The organism is Jannaschia pohangensis, assembly GCF_900113875.1.
In the GTDB taxonomy this organism is placed as follows: domain Bacteria; phylum Pseudomonadota; class Alphaproteobacteria; order Rhodobacterales; family Rhodobacteraceae; genus Jannaschia; species Jannaschia pohangensis.
The window spans coordinates 619,711-636,273 of sequence record NZ_FORA01000001.1 but is presented as its reverse complement, the minus strand read 5'-3'; the positions used below and the strand labels follow the sequence as shown (position 1 = coordinate 636,273).

Here is a 16,563-nt window from a genome sequence, read left to right as displayed (position 1 = left end):
GACATGGATTTCTGGCAGGGCATCGAGGCGTTGAAAGCGCGGTGGACCGCGCGCGCGCCCCGCATCACCGACCTTCTGGGCGACGGAGACCGGAATGCGGCCCTGACCGGCGTTGCGGGCTCGTTCGTCTTCGACATGACGAAGACGTCCATCGCTGCCGACGACTGGGCCGAGCTGCTCGCCCTCGCCGCCGATGTCCCCGCCCGGCGTGACGCGATGTTCACCGGCGCGCGCATCAACGAGACCGAGGATCGCGCCGTTCTGCACACTGCCCTGCGCGGCACGGACCCCGTCATGGTCGACGGCGTGGATGTCATGCCCGGCGTTCACGACACGCTCGCCCGGATGCGGGCCTTCGCCGACGAGGTGCGCGGCGGGAGGTTCACCGGGCAGGGGGGCACCATCACCGATGTGGTCAACATCGGCATCGGCGGGTCCGACCTTGGCCCCGCGATGGCAGTTCTGGCGCTGGCGCCGTTTCACGACGGGCCGCGCTGTCATTTCGTGTCGAACGTCGACGGGGCCGACTGGGCCGAAACGTCCAAGGGACTCGACCCGGCCACGACGCTGGTCATCGTCGCCTCCAAGACCTTCACGACCATCGAGACCCTGACCAATGCGAAAACCGCCCGCGATTGGATGGGGGGAAGCGTCTCGGATCCGGCGGCGCAATTCGCAGCACTCTCGACCGCCGACGACAAGACCCGTGATTTCGGCATCGACCCGTCTCGCGTCTTGGGCTTCGAGGATTGGGTGGGCGGGCGGTATTCCGTCTGGGGGCCGATCGGCCTGTCGCTGATGATCGCCATCGGACCGGACCGGTTCGACGACTTCCTGCGCGGCGCGCGCGAGATGGACAGTCATTTCCGCACGGCACCGCTGGCCGAAAACCTGCCGGTCATGCTGGCGCTTGCGGGCATCTGGAACCACCAGGTCTGCGGCTATCCGACCCGCGCTGTCCTGCCCTATGACAATCGGCTGGCGCGGCTTCCGGCCTATCTTCAGCAGCTCGAGATGGAGAGCAATGGCAAGGGCGTCACGATGGCCGGGGACGCCGTCGCGGGCGTGGCCGGGCCGGTCGTCTGGGGCGAGCCCGGGACGAACGGTCAGCACGCGTTCTATCAGTTGATCCATCAGGGCAAGGTGCCCGTGCCCTGCGAATTCATGGTCGCGGCCCGGGGTCACGAGGCCGGGCTGGACCATCACCACCGCCTGCTGATCGCAAATTGCCTGGCGCAGTCCGAGGCCCTGCTCAAGGGGCGCAGCCACGCGGAGGCGCGCGCCACGATAGCCGACCGTTTCACGGGCGCGGAGCTGGAGCGGCAGGCCGCGCACCGGGTGTTCGAAGGCAACCGCCCCTCGACCACGCTGATCTATCCGCAGCTCACGCCCGAGGTTCTGGGCGGCCTCATCGCGCTTTACGAGCACCGGGTCTTTGCGGAGGGCGTGATGCTGGGCATCAACAGTTTCGACCAATGGGGCGTCGAGTTGGGCAAGGAACTGGCGACATCCCTTGGGCCCCTTGTCGATGGCGCGGATGCCAGCGGCAAGGATGCCTCGACCCAGGCATTGCTGGCGCAACTGCTGGCCTGGCGCGGCTAGTCCGCGTCGGGCGCCACGAGGCCCAGACCCCGCAGATAGATCCCGATCCCGGCCTCGAGCAGGTCTTCGGGCGGGAAGGGGGCATTGCCGCCCGGATTGCCCCGCGCGAACAATTCGACGACCCCGTGGCTCATCGCCCAGATGTGGGACGAGAACATGGTCGCGGGCGGGCGGCGGTCGGCGGGGATGTGTTGCGACAATTGCTCGGCCGCCTGCTCCAGGATGCCCCGCGACCGGGCGACGGCGCGGCTGAGTTCGGGGGTCGCATGGCGCGACAGACCGGATTCGAACATCGCCATATAGTGCCCCGGATATTTGCGCGCAAAGGCCAGATAGGCCCGGCCGGTCGCCTCGAACGCGGCCAAGGCCGAGGGCTGGCCATTGCGGTAGGCGTATTCCATCAGGTCGCCGAAGATCGCGTGCCCCTGAAGCGCGCATTCGATGATCAGGTCCTCGCGCCCCTCGAAATGGCGATAGACGGCGGCGGGGGTAACGCCCGCCTGTTTGGCGGCCTCGGACAGGGTAAAGCCGGTCGGTCCCTTTTCGGTGATCAGCGACAGCGCCGCATCGACCAGCGCCTGCTTCAAGTTGCCGTGGTGGTAGCCGCGCTTAGGCACCGTTGAGCCAAAGCTCCGGGCCGCCGGCGATTGCGGGATCAATCTGAAGGGCGGCGTCTTTGCGCCCGTCATAGGGAATGCGGGTCAATACGCTGCGAATGGCGTTCAGCCGCGCGCGCCGCTTGTCGTCGGACCGCACGATGGTCCAGGGCGCGGTGTCGGTATGGCTGCGCGCGAAGGTCTCGCCGATGGCGTCGGTATAGGCATCCCATTTGGACAGGCCCTTCACGTCGATCATCGACAGCTTCCAGTGCTTGAGCGGATCGCTTTCGCGCGACAGGAAGCGGCGCAATTGCTCGGCCCGCCCGACGTTGAGCCAGAGCTTGATCAGGATGATCCCGTCCTCGATCATCATGTCCTCGAACCGGGGGAGCTGCGCGAAGAAGGTTTCGCGCTGTGTCGCTGTGCAGAAGCCGAAGACATGTTCGACCACCGCACGGTTGTACCAGGAGCGGTCGAACAGAGCCATCTGCCCACCCGAAGGCAAATGCGCGATGTAGCGCTGGAAATACCATTGCGCGGCCTCGGTCTCGGTCGGTTTGGACAGGGCGACGGTGCGCGCGATGCGGGGGTTCAGGTTCTCGCGGAACCGCTTGATGGTGCCGCCCTTGCCCGCCGCGTCCCGGCCTTCGAAGACGACGGCCACGCGCGTGCCGCTGTCGCGGACCCAGGACTGACATTTGACCAACTCGATCTGGAGGTCGGCCATTTCGTCCTCGTAGTCGCCCTTGTCCATCCAGGCGTCATAGGGGAAGCCGTCGGCCAGCACGTCCTTCTTGCGCGCTTCGGCAATGGCCTTGGCGATATCCCTCGGCGCCTCCTCCTCGTAGAAGCGGGTGATGGCGGCATCGAAGGGCTTGGTCATGGACGTCTCCTGTCGGTCGAAGTGGTATAGGCCACCGGGGCCACAAGGGGCCAGCCCTGACCGTTCGCCCGCTCAGGCGGCGTGGGCACGGTCGATGGCGGCCAGAACCGCGTCCGGTTCGGCATGGTGCGGCATATGCCCGACACCGGACAGGATGCTCAGGTTGGTATGCGGGACCAGCGCCTTGAAGGGATGGGCATGGATGTGGGCGGGCACGATGGTGTCGGCGTCGCCGTGCAGCCATTCGATGGGCATAGACAGGCCGGGATAGCGGTCTTCCATCACGATGATATGCGGCTTGAGCCCGTTTACCTGTCGCGCATTGGCCCGCAGCGAGCGCCGCCGCAGGGTCAGCTGCGCGCCGATATGTTCGAAGTATCCCGCAGGCATCGGATTGGGCAGAAAGATGCGCTCGGAAATCTGGCGCAGCTTCGCCTCGGGCACGGTCGCGGTCAGAACCGGGATGGCCAGCGCGCCGCCGGGGGCCGAGGCGTTCACGGCATAGAGCGGACCCAGACCACCGGGCCAGCGCATCGCGGCCGCCGCCAGAAGGACAAGCGCGCGCGTTGGATGGTCGAGCGCCCAGGCCAGCGCCACAGTGCCGCCAAAGCTGTGCCCCAGGACGAGGGGGGCATCGCCCTTCGCGATCTGCCCATAGGCGCGCGCCAGAAGCCCGGCCTGTTCGGCGGGCGTCTCGGCCCGATCGGAATAGGCGGCGTCATAGGCGGGATCGGCGCGCCCGGTGTAGCCAAGCCCGGGCCGGTCGAAGGCGATGCAGCGATAGCGGTCCTGCAACCGCGCGATCAGATCGAAGGTGAATTCCCGGCTGTTGCCCGATGCGCCGTGCAGCATCACGAGGTCCGGGCCGGTGCCCCTGATCACGACGTGGACGGGAATGTCGTCGACATAGAGGATGTCGCCCTCGGGCGGGAAGGCCGCCTCGAAATCGGCTTCGCGGGCGACGGCGCGGCGCATGACAAAGCCGCCACCCAAGGCCGTCAGGCCCGCCCCGGTCAGAATGCCCCGTCCTATCACAAGCCTTCTCCTGTTTGCCCGGGCCGCATCACAAGGGGGTTGGATCGGCGCCGAGCACCTGCTGATGGGTGCCGATCAGCGATGCGTCATATGGGGTCGTCAGATAGACCTGATTGACCCAATTGCCATAGAGCAGGTGCCCGTGGCTGCGCCAGCGATTGAGCGGCGGGCGGGCCGGGTCATCGTCGGGATAGTAGTTGCCGGGCACGTTGATGGGCGTGCCGTTGGCCACATCCCGCTCGTATTCCCGTTGCAGCGTGTCGCTGTCGTATTCGAAGTGGTTGAAGATGTGGATGGCGCGGTGCGCCCGATCTTCGATCAGGCAGGGGCCGGTTTCGTCCGAGCCAAGCAGCACCTTCATCCCCGCCGCCTCCACCTCGTCGCGGCGCACTTCGGTCCAGCGCGAGACCGGGATCACGCAGTCGTCGGAAAAGCCGCGCAGATAGGGCGAGGCCGGGTTTTCGTTGCGCACCCGGAAGCAGCCGAAATGCTTCTGCGGCAACATGTGTTTCCGCACCCCGTGGAAATGCCACGCCATCGCCATGCCACCCCAGCAGACGCCAAAGGTCGAATGGACGTTGGTCTGGGTCCAGTCCATGATCTCGCAGAGTTCGTTCCAATAGGTCACGTCCTCGAACGGCAGGTGTTCGATGGGCGAGCCGGTGATGACGAAACCGTCGAATTTCTGGTCCTTCACCTCCTGAAAGGGGCGATAGAAGGTTTCCATGTGTTCGGGCGCGGTATGGCGCGACTGATGCTCGGTCATGCGGATCAGGGTCAGGTCGATCTGCAGCGGGGTCGCGCCGATCAGGCGGGCGAACTGCGTCTCGGTCGTGATCTTCATCGGCATGAGGTTCAGCAGGCCGATGCGCAGCGGGCGAATGTCCTGACGGGTGGCATCGGCCTCGGACATCACCATCACGCCCTCGCGGTCGAGCACGTCATAGGCGGGCAGGTCGCGGGGCAGGGTGATCGGCATGGGTGTTCTTTCCGGTTTGGAGCGCCTGAGTTAGGCGCTCTGACCCCTGTTGCCAATGGCGGCGGCGACCATCTCGATCACGTCGGTGTCATCCCGCACATGCGCCACGTCGGCGGCCTTGACTGTCACGCCCCAGTTGCGGGCCATGGCGGCATATCGCGGATGCCGCGCCGTGATCGCGTCGCGGTAGGTGGCGGTGGCAAACTCGTTGGGGTCAACGGTGTCGCCGCCATGGCTGGCCCATTTGGCGTTCAGGAATTCGGGGCGATAGCACATCGGCTTGGGCGCGCGGGCAAAGCGCGCGACCAGCGTTTCCACGTGGTCGGGCGTGCCCTCGATCCAGACGGGAAGGGTGTGGGCAGCGAGTTGCGACATGACCGGGTCCGCGGGATCTTCGGGGTCGACCACCTCGCAGATGGACCCGCCGGTGTCGCAGACGAAGTTGTCGTAGCGATAGATATCGAGCGCCCGTTCGATAAAGAAGGGCGTGTCGAGCAGGGCATTCACCTCGGCCCGGTGGTGCAGCTCCTGCCGGCGGGCGTATTCGTCGAACGGCAACCCGCCGCGCGCCGGATCGCCCGGTTGCCCCAGGAAGGTCGACAGAGGCTCCAGATTGTCGAAGGTGATGTTCGACCCGATGTAGATGCTGTCATGCCGCAGCAGACGCGCCAGAAACGGCTGCTGCATCGCGTGACGCTTGAGGTTGTCGTTGATGTGCTCGCCCATATAGGCGGTGCCGATGCGGTAATCGATGGAATAGTGAAACCAGCTTCCGGTGCCGCGCAGGATCTGGCTGATATGCGTCTTGCCGAGGCCTGACATCCCGAAGAATGTCACCCGCTTGGCGGCGGCGTCGGTCCAGTCGCGAGGCGTGTCATAGATCATGCCTTCGACGTAACCGCCCGGCGCAGCCTGCGCAACACGCGCCCGTCAAGGATGACCAGGCCCAGGGCGAGAAGGGCGAAGCCCAGATAGACCTGCGGATGGAGAACCTCGTCCCGAACCCAGGCCCCCAGAAGGATCGCCACGGGCGCGACCAGCAGGGTGCAGAGCATCAGATTGCCGCTGCCCGCCATGGCCAGAACGCGGAAATAGAGTAGATAGGCCCCCGCCGTCGCCACGATGGCGTAATAGCCGATCGCGAGCATCGTATCAGCTTGGGTCGGCAGGACGACCCCGTCGATCAGCAGGGCTGCGGGGATCATCACCAGCGACGATCCGGTCAACATGCCCGCCGCCGAAACCTGCGGGGAGAGGCCGCCCAGGCGGGTGCGCGCCCAGACCCCGGCCAGCGCATAGCTGATGGTGCCCGCCACCACCGCCAGCTGCGCCGCCGAGCGCAGGTCGAAGTTGGCCAGCGTCTCGATCCCGATGGCGGTGGCCACACCCAGAAAGCCGAGTGTGACCCCGATGGCGCGCGCCGGTGTCAGCCGCTCATCCGCCAGCAGAAGCGCCGCCGCCAGCACGCCGAAGACGGCGGTCCCTGCGTTCAGGATCGAGGTCAATCCCGTCTCGATGTGAAGCTGGCCCCAGGCCATGAGAGAAAACGGGATGACGTTGTTCAAAAGCCCCATGGCAAGGAGCGCGCCCCAGACCCCGGGCGATTTCGGCACCGCAAGGCCCCGGACCAGCACCAGCACCCACAGCACGATGGCTGCCAGTGCGACGCGCCAGGCGACGGCGGTGACGAAGGGAACCTCGTCCAGGGCGACGCGGATCGACAGGAAGCTTGCGCCCCAGATCAGGCCCAGAAGGATCAGTTCGGCCCAGGCGCGGGCGGGGATGTCACGGCTGCTCATGATGGGGTGCTATGCCGCGCGGTGGCGCTGCGCCACCCGGAACCTGCGCAATAAAAAGCCCCGCCGAACCGACGGGGCCTTTCAAGTCGCGATTGTCCTTCGATCAGAAGGAGTAGCCGATGCGGAAGCCGACGCCGACGGCGCTGTTGTCGTCGATGTTGGCCAGCTGGTTGCCACCCACGGTCGGGATCGAGTCGCCGAACTTGGTGTAGTTGATGCCGCCCGAAAGCTTGATCTGATCGGTGACCTGATAGCTGCCGGCGAGGGTGATGCCGATGCTGCCGTCCGTCGGCCCGAGCGGCGAGACGAGATTGTCCGACCCGCCATCCGAGAAGTTCAGGGCGACCGAGGCCGACAACTGATCGCTGAAGCGGCGGCCGACGCCGATGCTCAGGTCGCGGGCGGTGTCGATGTTGGTCAGGCTGGCGCCGCCGGTCGCGCCGTTGAAGACGGGCGGCGACACTCGGACGACGCCGTAGTCGGCATAGCGGAACGAGGCGAAGGCCAGCGTGTCCTTGGCGATGCCGGTCTGGAAGTCGATGTTGATCGCTTCGGGCGTCGTCACTTCGGTGATGCCGTTGACGGCGACAGGGGTAAGGCCGGTTTCGACCGATTGGAACTCGTGATCGATCTCGGAGAAATAGGTCACGGCCAGACGCAGGGCGATTTCCGGAATCTCGTAGGCGCCGCCGACCTGGAAGCCGAAGGCGGTGTCGCCGTCGAGGGTCACGGAATAGGTACCCAAGGGGCCATAGCCGCCGCCGCGCAGGTCGACCGCCGCGTTGATCGTCTGGGCGCGGATGCCGCCGTGGACGCTGAACCGGTCGGTGAACTCATAGCGGACGAGGCCGGTCAGGGCCGTCGCGTTGAGCGTGGCACGGGTGCCGCCCAGGGTCAGACTGCCACCGACACCGGGCACGCCGGGCGCATAGGCGATGTCGGCGCCGTAAGGTTGATCCACGATGAGGGCGAAGGACAGCTGATCGTTGATCTGCTGCTTGTAGCCGAGACCCGCGCGTATGAAGTTGCCCGCGACGTCACCGGTCGCCTGACCGCGGAAGGCGGCCAAGTCGTTGCCGTCCACGGTCGGCGCGACATAGCCGAACGACAGCTCGGCGTAGGTGCCTTCCTCGAACAGGATATTGATGTTCTGGCCCGAGCGGTCCAGTCCGCCGGCGGTGGCGGTGCCCGCGCCGATGATTGTCGCCACGACGGCAGTTGCGAAACGGTTCATGATGTCCTCATCCCTTGTTTGAGCCCGGTGTGAGTGTGGGCCCGTGGCACGTGTCCGAACGTTTTCGTGACACGCCCTCTCCTAGGACATTGGAGCGTAAAGGGCGGGCAGCGGTCAAATCACACGCTACGTCACATCTATAATTCGAGGTACTCGCAGGCGAACTATGGCGTCCGCGCAACAAAGTGTCGCGTCAGCGGGCCAGCCGCAGATTCGCCCAGGCCGCGAAGAAGACGATCGTGCCGCCGAGCAGGACCATCGGGTCCAATGGTTCGGCGTAGAACAATGCACCGATCGTCGCGATCAGCGGCAGGCGCGCGAAGTCGATCGGCATGATCGTCGACGCCGGCGCCAGCGACAGGGCGTTGGTCAGGCACCAATGCGCGCACAACCCGGCAAGGCCGATCATCACGACCCAGGGCAGGGTGGTCGCATCGGGCAGGGCGATGTCGCCGTCGAACCCGGCGGTGGCCAGCCCGAACATCAGTTGCAGCACCGTCAGCCAGAAAAGGATGCCCGCAACCGTCTCGTGCCGGGTCAGGCGGCGTGTCAGCAGGTTCGTCAGAGCGAAGGACACGGCGGCAAGACCCGCCCAGAGCAGACCGGGCGACAGGCTGCCGCCGAAAGGGTCGGCCACCAGAAGCACGCCGCCGAAGCCTGCGGCGGCGACGACCAGTTGGATCGGGCGGACTTTCTCGCCAAGGATCAGCGGTGCCAGCAGCAGAACCCAGATCGGCGAGGTGAACTCCAGCGCGAAGACCTGCGCCAGCGGGATCAGCGTGATCGCCAGAAACCACAGGTTCTGCCCCGTGAAATGGCAGATGTTACGGATCAGGTGCTGGCCCAGGTAGTCGCGCCGGATGTCGGCCGTCCGACGGGTCAGTACGATGATCGTCACCATGACGACGACGCCGGTGACCGAGCGGTACATCATGATCTCGAAGGTATCGAGCGCGTGGCTGACCGCGCGACCGCCTACGGCCATGGAGGTGAAACTGGCAATTGCGCCCAGCATCCAGAGGGCGGCGCGAAGGGTCTGGGGCGTCACGCGTCAGCTTTCGGGGGTCACGTCGGGCTGATAGACACCCTGTTCCTTGAGCGCCTCGATCACCTCTTTGGGCATGTAGGTCTCGTCATGGCGAGCAAGGATTTCAGTGGCTTCGAAGACGTTGTTCACATAAGCGCCGGTTCCGACCATGCCCTCGCCCTCGCCAAAGAGGTCGGGCAGGATGCCGGTATAGGTCACCGGGATCGACGCGCCGCCGTCGGTGACGTTGAAGGTGATCGCCGTGCCTTCGCCGCGCACCAGCGTGCCCGGCTCCACCAGCCCGCCGATGCGGAAGATCTCGTTCGGGGGCGGCGGGGCTTCGGCCACCTGGCTGGGCGAGCGGAAGAATTCGATGGAATCGCTCAGGCCATAGCCGATCAGGGCCGTGGATCCGGCCAGGGCCAGCGCCGCGATGGCGATGACCTGAATGCGGCGGGTCTTCTTGAGCGAACGCATGGTCCCTCCTCAGGCGGCAGTGAACGTCATGGGACGGCGCAGGAATTGCGTCGCCCGGGCCGAGACCTGTTCGGGATCGCCCGTGGTCAGCATCCGCGATGTGCCCCCGGCGCCCATCTCGGGCCTGCGGCTCAGGTAGTCCGCCAGGCTCTCCGCGACAATGTCGGCCTGCGAAAAGACGGTCACATCTTCGCCAAGGGCGCGCTGGAATGCGTCCTGCACCAGCGGGTAATGCGTGCACCCCAGGATCGCGGCCTGCGGCTTGGGCATCTTGCGGCGCAGGGCGTCGACGTGGCTTCGGACCATCGCTTCGGCCAGGATCATGTCGCCGTCCTCGATCGCGTCCACGACACCCGGGCAGGCCTGTGCCTCGACATCGACGCCGATGGCGCGGAAGGCCAGCTCTCGCTGGAAGGCGCGGCTGGCGACGGTGGCGGGGGTGGCGAAGAGGGCCACCTGCTTGACGGCCACTTCGCGGGGCGGGGAATTGTCGCCCCAGTTGCGTTCGGTCAGCGCCTCGATCAGCGGGACGAAGACGCCGAGCACGCGCTTGCCCTTGGGGACGCCCGCCTCCTGCATCCGGCGCAGCGCCGCCGCCGAAGCGGTATTGCAGGCCAGTACAACCAGATCGCAGCCCCGGTCCCACATGTTGTTGACGGCGGCGCGCGTCAGGTCGTGGATGTCGTCGGCTGTCCGCACGCCGTAGGGCGCATGGGCGCTGTCGGCATAATAGGTGATGGCAAGGTCGGGCAGGCGCCTTTGCACCGCCGACCAGACGGTCAGCCCGCCCAATCCCGAATCGAAGATGCCCACGCTCATGTGCAGCCTGCCTTCTGCTTGTCCCAGTCAAAACCCAGCTCGGGGCTCTGCTGGCCCAGTGCATAGGTCCGTTCGCGCAGGAACGCCATAAGTTCGCGCTTGTTCAGCGGCATCTGCGCGATCTCTCTGGGCGGGATGGGCGTTCCGACAGACAGGCGCACGGGTCCATCCGTCCGGGCGCGGAATTCGCGGATCAGCAGGCCCGTGCGCAGGTTGGCGTGCAGGTGGCTTGCGATGTGGAACAGGCGCGAATTGCTGCCTTCGAAATGCACGGGTACGACGGTCGCGCCGGACGCACGGATCAGCTTGGCCGCGAAGCCGCGCCAATGGGGGTCGCGGGCCGGGCCGAAGGGGCGGGCCGGGGTGGACACGGCCCCGCCCGGAAAGATGCCGAGCGCACCGCCCGCCACCAGATCGTCGACAGCGACCTTGCGCATGGCGAGGTTGCGCGCTTGCGCGGCGCGGCTTTCCTCGAAGCTGACGGGGAGGACGATATCGCTCAGTTCGGGGGCGCGCAGGAAGACGTCGTTGGCCATGATCTTGAACCCCTGCGGCCGCCGCCGGGCGAGGATCAGCGACAGGATCAGGCCGTCGAGAATGCCGTAGGGATGATTGGCGACGACCACGACGGGTCCCCGGTCGGGAATGGCAGACAGGTCGCCGCGCAGGATCTGGGGCCGGATGCCATAGCGGCGGGCCATCTCCTCCCAGAAGTTGGCGCCCTGAGCGATGGCGGATTGATAGCCGCGCGCCCGCCGGAGGAGGTGCGGCCGCCCCGTCACCGCCTCGAGCCCGCGAATCACGGCGCGGCCCGAACGACTGCGCGCCGCATGGGCGTAGGTGATGTCGCGGGCGACATCGTGCAGGGGCGAAGGGGGGGCGAAGCCATCCATGGCGCGCACCCTAGCAGGTCGCCGAAACCGCACCAGTCACAAAGAAAAGGCGCCCCGTGGGGCGCCCGTCGTTGTCCCGTGATCGCGCTGTTGCGGATCAGGAGTTGGCCTTGATGAAGCTCACGGCGTCGCCGAAGGTCTGGATCGACTCGGCTGCATCGTCGGGGATCTCGATCCCGAATTCTTCCTCGAACGCCATGACCAGTTCTACGGTATCGAGCGAGTCGGCACCCAGATCGTCGATGAACGACGCATTCTCGGTTACCTTGTCTTCCTCGACGCCCAGGTGTTCGACGACTTTCTTGCGGACGCGGTCCTCGATGTCGCTCATGTCTCTACCTCATCTCGTGACCCCTTGCGGGGCAATCGTGCATGACCGTGACCCCATGCCGGGTGGCCCGATCTTCCGGACCCCGAGGTCCCCCCCGGATATGTGCGCCGCCTATATCATGGAGGCACAGATTGGCAAATCCTTTGTCAATCAGACGCTATGTCGCCACCGACGATGGCGTCCACCTCGGTCTCGACCCGCCAGGCGGGATCGACGAAGGCCGAGACCTGCATCACCGTGATGACAGGGCGGATGTCGCGGAAGATCTCGCCGTGGGCGCGGGCGGCCTCTTCCCAGTCGGCGATGTCCGTCAACAGGATTCGGGTGCGCGTGACGTCCTGCATCGTGGCGCCCGCCTCGGCCAATGCGGCGCGGGTGATCTCGAAACAGCGGACGAGTTGCCCATAGGTGTCGGTCGCGTCCGTGCCGATGGGACCGGTGCCCGCAACGGCGATGTGGTTGCCGATGCGGACGGCACGGCTGAAGCCCATGATCGGCTCAAGGTAGCTGCCCGAGGGAATATTCTGCCTCATAGCATCGCCATCCCGCCGTTGACGTGGATCGTGGCCCCCGTGACATAGGCGGCCTCATCGCTGGCCAGATAGACGCAGGCAGCGGCGATTTCGCCGGGGGTGCCCATGCGGCCGGCGGGGATCTGGCCGTTGATCTTGTCCTTCTGGTCGTCGGTCAGCTTGTCGGTCATGGGCGTCGCGATGAAGCCGGGGGCCACCGTGTTGACGGTGATGTTGCGGCTGGCCACCTCGTAGGCGAGCGATTTGGCCATGCCGACCATGCCGGCCTTGGAGGCCGCATAATTGCCCTGACCGGGGTTGCCCGTCGCGCCGACGATGGAGCTGATGTTCACGATGCGGCCCCAGCGCGCCTTCATCATGCCGCGCAGCACGCCCTTGGACAGCCGGAAGGCAGACGTCAGGTTGACGTTGATGACATCGGCCCATTCGTCTTCGGACATGCGCATGAAGAGGTTGTCGCGGGTGATCCCGGCGTTGTTGATCAGGATGTCGACGCTGCCCATCGCCTCGGCTGCCTGTTTGGGCAGCGCGTTGACGGCGTCGGCGTCCGACAGGTTGCAGGGCAGGACATGGGCCCGCTCGCCCAGTTCGGCGGCCAGCGCGTTCAGCGGCTCCTCCCGCGTGCCCGACAGGCCGACGGTGGCACCCTGCGCGTGAAGGGCGCGGGCGATGTCGGCGCCGATGCCACCGGAGGCACCGGTGACGAGCGCGCATTTTCCTGTCAAGTCAAACATATGCAGGCCTTTCTTAAAGTGCTTCTTTGGCCGCGGCGACATCCGCAGCGGTGCCGACGGCCCGGGTCTCGACCTCGCGATTGATGCGCTTGACCATGCCGGACAGGGCCTTGCCCGCGCCGATTTCCCAGATTTCGGTCACGCCCAGCTCGGCCAGGCGTCCGACGCTTTCGCGCCAGCGAACCGACCCGGTGACCTGATCGACCAGCAGGGAGCGGATGGTCGTGGCATCTGACACCGCATCGGCCGTGACATTGGCCACGAGCGGCACGATCGGGTCGGCGATTTCCACATCGTCAAGCGCTTCGGCCATGGCCCGCGCGGCAGGGGCCATCAGGTCGCAGTGGAAGGGGGCGGACACGGGCAGCAGAAGCGCGCGTTTCGCCCCGCGTTCCTTGGCGATGACCAATGCCCGGTCGACCGCGCCCTTGTGGCCCGACACCACCACCTGACCGGGGTCGTTGTCGTTGGCGGCCTGACAGATTTCGCCCTGCGCGGCCTCTTCGGCGACGGCGCGGGCGTCTTCGAACCCAAGGCCCAGCAAGGCTGCCATGGCACCGACGCCCACGGGCACGGCGCTCTGCATCGCCTCGCCGCGAATGCGCAGCAGGCGCGCCGCATCGGCCAGGGTCAGCGACCCGGCGGCGACCAGCGCGGAATATTCACCCAGGGAGTGGCCCGCGACATAGGCGGCGTGGTCGGAGACGGTGATCCCTTCGGCCCCGAGAGCGCGCAGGGCGGCAATGGAAGTCGCCATCAGCGCCGGCTGCGCATTGGCGGTCAGGGTCAGCGCCTCGGCCTCGCCCTCCCAGATCAGACGGGACAGGTTTTCGCCCAGGGCCTCGTCCACCTCGTCGAAGACCGCGCGCGCGGCGGGGTAGCTGTCGGCCAGATCGCGGCCCATGCCGATGGTCTGGGCGCCCTGGCCCGGAAAGACGAATGCTCTGCTCATGGTATCCCCCCGATGTCGTTGCCCGCGTCTAACCATCCGATCCGTCGCTGTGAAGCCTGCACGGGGTCTGTGCGCGACATGGGATGGTGCAGATACCGCTCGCTGCGCTAGATAGGTAAGATTATCGTCGGAGGCTTCGCATGACCGTTCACACCGCCGCAACCAACACGACGTCTGCCTATGGATGGGTGGAACGTGCCTTTCACTGGTCAATCGCCGTCCTGATCGTGACCGCTTTCGTGCTGGGCAACCTCGCCTATGACGCGCCCTTCGACACCGACGCGGCGCTGGCGCAGAAGGCCTGGCTCTTTTCGTTCCACAAGACGGTCGGCGTGACGATCTTCTTCGTCGCCCTGGCGCGCATCTTTTGGGCGATCAGTCAGCCGCGTCCGCGACCGTTGCATGGCGGGATCGAGGGGTTTCTGGCGGGCGCGGTTCATTGGCTGCTTTACGGGTCGCTGGTTCTGGTGCCGCTTCTGGGCTGGTCGGAACATGCGGCGACGACCGGCTTTGCGCCGATCTGGTGGCCCTTCGGCCAAACCCTGCCCTTCGTCCCGCAGGACGCGGAGCTGGCTGCGCGGCTTGCGGTTCTGCACACGACCTTCGTCAAGGTTCTGGCGGCTGCAGTCATCCTGCATGTTCTGGGGGCGATCAAGCATGTCGTCATCGACCGCGACCAGACCATGGCCCGCATGTGGCGCGGCACCGATCCCGGCCCGTTGGCGCAGGCGCGGGGCCATGTGCTGCCTTTGGGGGCTGCGGCGCTGGTCTGGCTGGCCACCTTTGGGGTCGGCATGGTCTTGACGCCCCACGGGGCCAGCATCGCCGCCCCGACCGAGGCCGCGCAAGTCGACGGCGTCGCCAACTGGGAGGTGACCGAGGGCACGCTTTCGATCACCGTCGCCCAGTTGGGCAGTCCCGTCACCGGCACCTTCGGCGACTGGCAGGCGGCCATAGACTTCGACGAGGCGGCGCGGGCCGACGGCACCCATGGCACGGTGGAGGTCGCGATCTCGACCGGGACGCTGACGCTCGGCTCGGTCACGCCGCAGGCGACGTCGAGCGATTTCCTGTCGAGTGTGGACTTCCCCACTGCCACCTTTGCGGGTGTCATCCGGTCCGAGGGCGAGGGCTATGTCGCCGAAGGTCCGCTGACGATCCGGGGGGTGGAGGTGCCGCTGGTGCTGCCATTCACACTGGCCATCGACGGCGACGTGGCGACCATGGCGGGGCAAGTGGCGCTGGACCGGCGCGATTTCGGGATGGGCGAAACCTATCCCGACGAATCCAGTGTGGGCTTTGCGGTGACGGTCGATGTGGCGCTGATCGCGCAGCGTACGCCATGACCGCAACGACAGCACTTCGTTAACCATCGCAAGCTTTCGTTAACCGCTCAGGATCAGCCTGGCTCCTTTCCCAACAGAGCAGGAAAGGGTTTGCCATGCAGACCGTAGAGGACATTGCCGCAGAGATTGTCGCCCGCGAAGGCGGCTATGTGAACGACCCCGACGACCCGGGCGGGGCGACGAACCACGGGGTCACCATCCACACCATGCGGCGTCTGGGCGTTGATCTGGACGGCGACGGGGACGTCGATACGGCGGACGTGCGCGCCCTGACGCGGGACCGGGCGACCGATATCTTCATCGAGCATTACTTCCGCCGCCCCCGCATCGACACCTTGCCCGAGGTGCTGCACGCCTCGGTCTTCGACATGCAGGTGAATGCAGGGGCCAATGCGGTGAAGATCCTGCAACGCCTGCTGGGGCGAATGGGGCAGAAGGTCACCGTCGATGGCAAGATCGGGCCGCAGACCGCCGCCGCCGCGCGCGCGGCACTGGCCGAAGCGCCCGGGCATCTGGCCGATGCCTACGGTATCGCACGGCGCAACTGGTACTATGCGCTGGCCGACCGTCGCCCGTCGTCGCGCAAATACGCCCGGCGTCGGGACGGCGGCAAAGGCGGCTGGATCGTCCGGGCCGAAGAGTTCATCTCGCCCCGCTATCATCTGAGCGAGGCCGAGCATCGGGCACGGGTCGCGGCATGGGGGTGATTTCCGGGCTGGTGCGCGGCAGCGGGGCCGTCGAAACCCTGGGGCGCGCGGTGCAGGGCGTGTCGGAGGTGTTTATCCCGAACGCGACCGAGGGCCAGCGCCTGGGCCATGCCAGCCAGCAGGCGGCGCTGGATCAGTTGGGCGATGAATTTGCGCTTGCGCCACGCGGGCTGTTCGACCGTTTCGTCGATGGGCTGAACCGCCTGCCGCGTCCGATGCTGGCGCTGGGGACGCTGGGGCTGTTCATCTATGCGATGGTCGACCCTTTGGGGTTCGGCGCGCGGATGGAGGGGCTGGCCTATGTGCCCGATCCGCTCTGGTGGCTTTTGGGGGCCATTGTCGGGTTCTATTTCGGCGCGCGTGAGTTGCACTATTCACGCGGCCCGCAGCGTCAGACACCGCGCCCGGAGCCCGTCCATTCCGCCTGGCATGCGGAGGACGAGGCCCCCTCTGAGGCCGCACAGCCCGAGTCGGTGGGACCGAACCGCGCGTTGCAGGACTGGAACGGTGCGATCTATTGATCCCGGTCTGACGGGAATGTGACAAGGCTGACCCCCGCGACCGGGGGTCACGCCCCATTGGCGCGGCTGCACGGTTGGATTAAGACGGGCGC

Annotated in this window: 19 protein-coding genes; 4 read left to right on the top strand and 15 right to left on the bottom strand. The window is 66.5% G+C overall.

What is annotated here, in order from left to right; genetic code table 11:
* Window positions 1-3 precede the first annotated feature (3 nt).
* Window positions 4-1,602 carry a glucose-6-phosphate isomerase gene (gene pgi / locus BM002_RS03115; RefSeq protein WP_092777198.1) on the top strand — a complete coding sequence of 533 codons (1,599 nt, stop codon included), beginning with the start codon at window positions 4-6 and terminating at the stop codon, window positions 1,600-1,602.
* Here the strand turns inward: pgi and BM002_RS03110 are convergent.
* The 15 genes from BM002_RS03110 to fabD all read right to left on the bottom strand — a co-directional run bounded on the left by BM002_RS03110 (window position 1,599) and on the right by fabD (window position 13,897).
* Complete coding sequence (locus BM002_RS03110; RefSeq protein ID WP_092777196.1) at window positions 1,599-2,219, bottom strand: TetR/AcrR family transcriptional regulator; 621 nt, start codon at window positions 2,217-2,219, stop codon at window positions 1,599-1,601. The two genes, pgi and BM002_RS03110, sit on opposite strands and share 4 nt — an antisense overlap.
* Window positions 2,212-3,084, bottom strand: coding sequence for a polyphosphate kinase 2 (gene ppk2, locus BM002_RS03105; protein WP_092777194.1), 873 nt, complete (start codon window positions 3,082-3,084; stop codon window positions 2,212-2,214). Before ppk2 ends, BM002_RS03110 begins: the two co-directional genes overlap by 8 nt.
* A 72-nt stretch (window positions 3,085-3,156) precedes the next feature.
* Window positions 3,157-4,119 carry an alpha/beta fold hydrolase gene (locus BM002_RS03100; protein WP_245749109.1) on the bottom strand — a complete coding sequence of 321 codons (963 nt, stop codon included), beginning with the start codon at window positions 4,117-4,119 and terminating at the stop codon, window positions 3,157-3,159.
* Window positions 4,120-4,147: 28 nt separating this feature from the next.
* Window positions 4,148-5,098 carry a homoserine O-succinyltransferase gene (locus BM002_RS03095; protein WP_092777192.1) on the bottom strand — a complete coding sequence of 317 codons (951 nt, stop codon included), beginning with the start codon at window positions 5,096-5,098 and terminating at the stop codon, window positions 4,148-4,150.
* A gap of 30 nt (window positions 5,099-5,128) precedes the next feature.
* Window positions 5,129-5,983 carry an ATPase gene (locus BM002_RS03090; protein WP_092777190.1) on the bottom strand — a complete coding sequence of 285 codons (855 nt, stop codon included), beginning with the start codon at window positions 5,981-5,983 and terminating at the stop codon, window positions 5,129-5,131.
* Window positions 5,980-6,897, bottom strand: coding sequence for a DMT family transporter (locus BM002_RS03085; protein WP_092777188.1), 918 nt, complete (start codon window positions 6,895-6,897; stop codon window positions 5,980-5,982). Before BM002_RS03085 ends, BM002_RS03090 begins: the two co-directional genes overlap by 4 nt.
* A gap of 103 nt (window positions 6,898-7,000) precedes the next feature.
* The gene (locus BM002_RS03080; protein WP_092777186.1) at window positions 7,001-8,131 is read right to left on the bottom strand and encodes an OmpP1/FadL family transporter; all 1,131 of its coding nucleotides are present in this window, start codon (window positions 8,129-8,131) and stop codon (window positions 7,001-7,003) included.
* A gap of 193 nt (window positions 8,132-8,324) precedes the next feature.
* Window positions 8,325-9,179, bottom strand: coding sequence for a DMT family transporter (locus tag BM002_RS03075; RefSeq protein WP_281243791.1), 855 nt, complete (start codon window positions 9,177-9,179; stop codon window positions 8,325-8,327).
* A gap of 3 nt (window positions 9,180-9,182) precedes the next feature.
* Window positions 9,183-9,635, bottom strand: coding sequence for a cytochrome c maturation protein CcmE (gene ccmE, locus BM002_RS03070; protein ID WP_092777184.1), 453 nt, complete (start codon window positions 9,633-9,635; stop codon window positions 9,183-9,185).
* A 9-nt stretch (window positions 9,636-9,644) separates the two neighbouring features.
* Complete coding sequence (locus BM002_RS03065; protein ID WP_092777182.1) at window positions 9,645-10,454, bottom strand: glutamate racemase; 810 nt, start codon at window positions 10,452-10,454, stop codon at window positions 9,645-9,647.
* Entirely contained in the window at window positions 10,451-11,347 is an 897-nt protein-coding gene (locus BM002_RS03060) for a lysophospholipid acyltransferase family protein (protein ID WP_092777180.1), read from the bottom strand. The genes BM002_RS03065 and BM002_RS03060 overlap by 4 nt, the downstream gene beginning before the upstream one ends.
* A 97-nt stretch (window positions 11,348-11,444) precedes the next feature.
* Window positions 11,445-11,678 (bottom strand): acyl carrier protein, encoded by a 234-nt coding sequence (locus tag BM002_RS03055; RefSeq protein WP_092777178.1) that lies wholly within the window; start codon window positions 11,676-11,678, stop codon window positions 11,445-11,447.
* A gap of 146 nt (window positions 11,679-11,824) precedes the next feature.
* On the bottom strand, window positions 11,825-12,211 hold the full coding sequence (locus tag BM002_RS03050; protein WP_092777176.1) for a RidA family protein: 387 nt from the start codon (window positions 12,209-12,211) through the stop codon (window positions 11,825-11,827).
* Window positions 12,208-12,945 carry a 3-oxoacyl-[acyl-carrier-protein] reductase gene (gene fabG / locus BM002_RS03045; RefSeq protein ID WP_092777174.1) on the bottom strand — a complete coding sequence of 246 codons (738 nt, stop codon included), beginning with the start codon at window positions 12,943-12,945 and terminating at the stop codon, window positions 12,208-12,210. Before fabG ends, BM002_RS03050 begins: the two co-directional genes overlap by 4 nt.
* Window positions 12,946-12,958: 13 nt before the next feature.
* Complete coding sequence (gene fabD, locus BM002_RS03040; protein WP_092777172.1) at window positions 12,959-13,897, bottom strand: ACP S-malonyltransferase; 939 nt, start codon at window positions 13,895-13,897, stop codon at window positions 12,959-12,961.
* Between the two features lie 140 nt (window positions 13,898-14,037).
* Here fabD and BM002_RS03035 point away from each other — a divergent pair, with 140 nt between their 5' ends.
* The 3 genes from BM002_RS03035 to BM002_RS03025 all read left to right on the top strand — a co-directional run bounded on the left by BM002_RS03035 (window position 14,038) and on the right by BM002_RS03025 (window position 16,471).
* Window positions 14,038-15,243 carry a cytochrome b/b6 domain-containing protein gene (locus BM002_RS03035; RefSeq protein WP_092777170.1) on the top strand — a complete coding sequence of 402 codons (1,206 nt, stop codon included), beginning with the start codon at window positions 14,038-14,040 and terminating at the stop codon, window positions 15,241-15,243.
* A 95-nt stretch (window positions 15,244-15,338) separates the two neighbouring features.
* On the top strand, window positions 15,339-15,950 hold the full coding sequence (locus BM002_RS03030) for a holin-associated N-acetylmuramidase (protein WP_092777168.1): 612 nt from the start codon (window positions 15,339-15,341) through the stop codon (window positions 15,948-15,950).
* Window positions 15,941-16,471: a holin family protein gene (locus tag BM002_RS03025; RefSeq protein WP_092777166.1), complete on the top strand. Its 531-nt coding sequence runs from the start codon at window positions 15,941-15,943 to the stop codon at window positions 16,469-16,471. The genes BM002_RS03030 and BM002_RS03025 overlap by 10 nt, the downstream gene beginning before the upstream one ends.
* The last annotated feature ends 92 nt before the right edge of the window (window positions 16,472-16,563 follow it).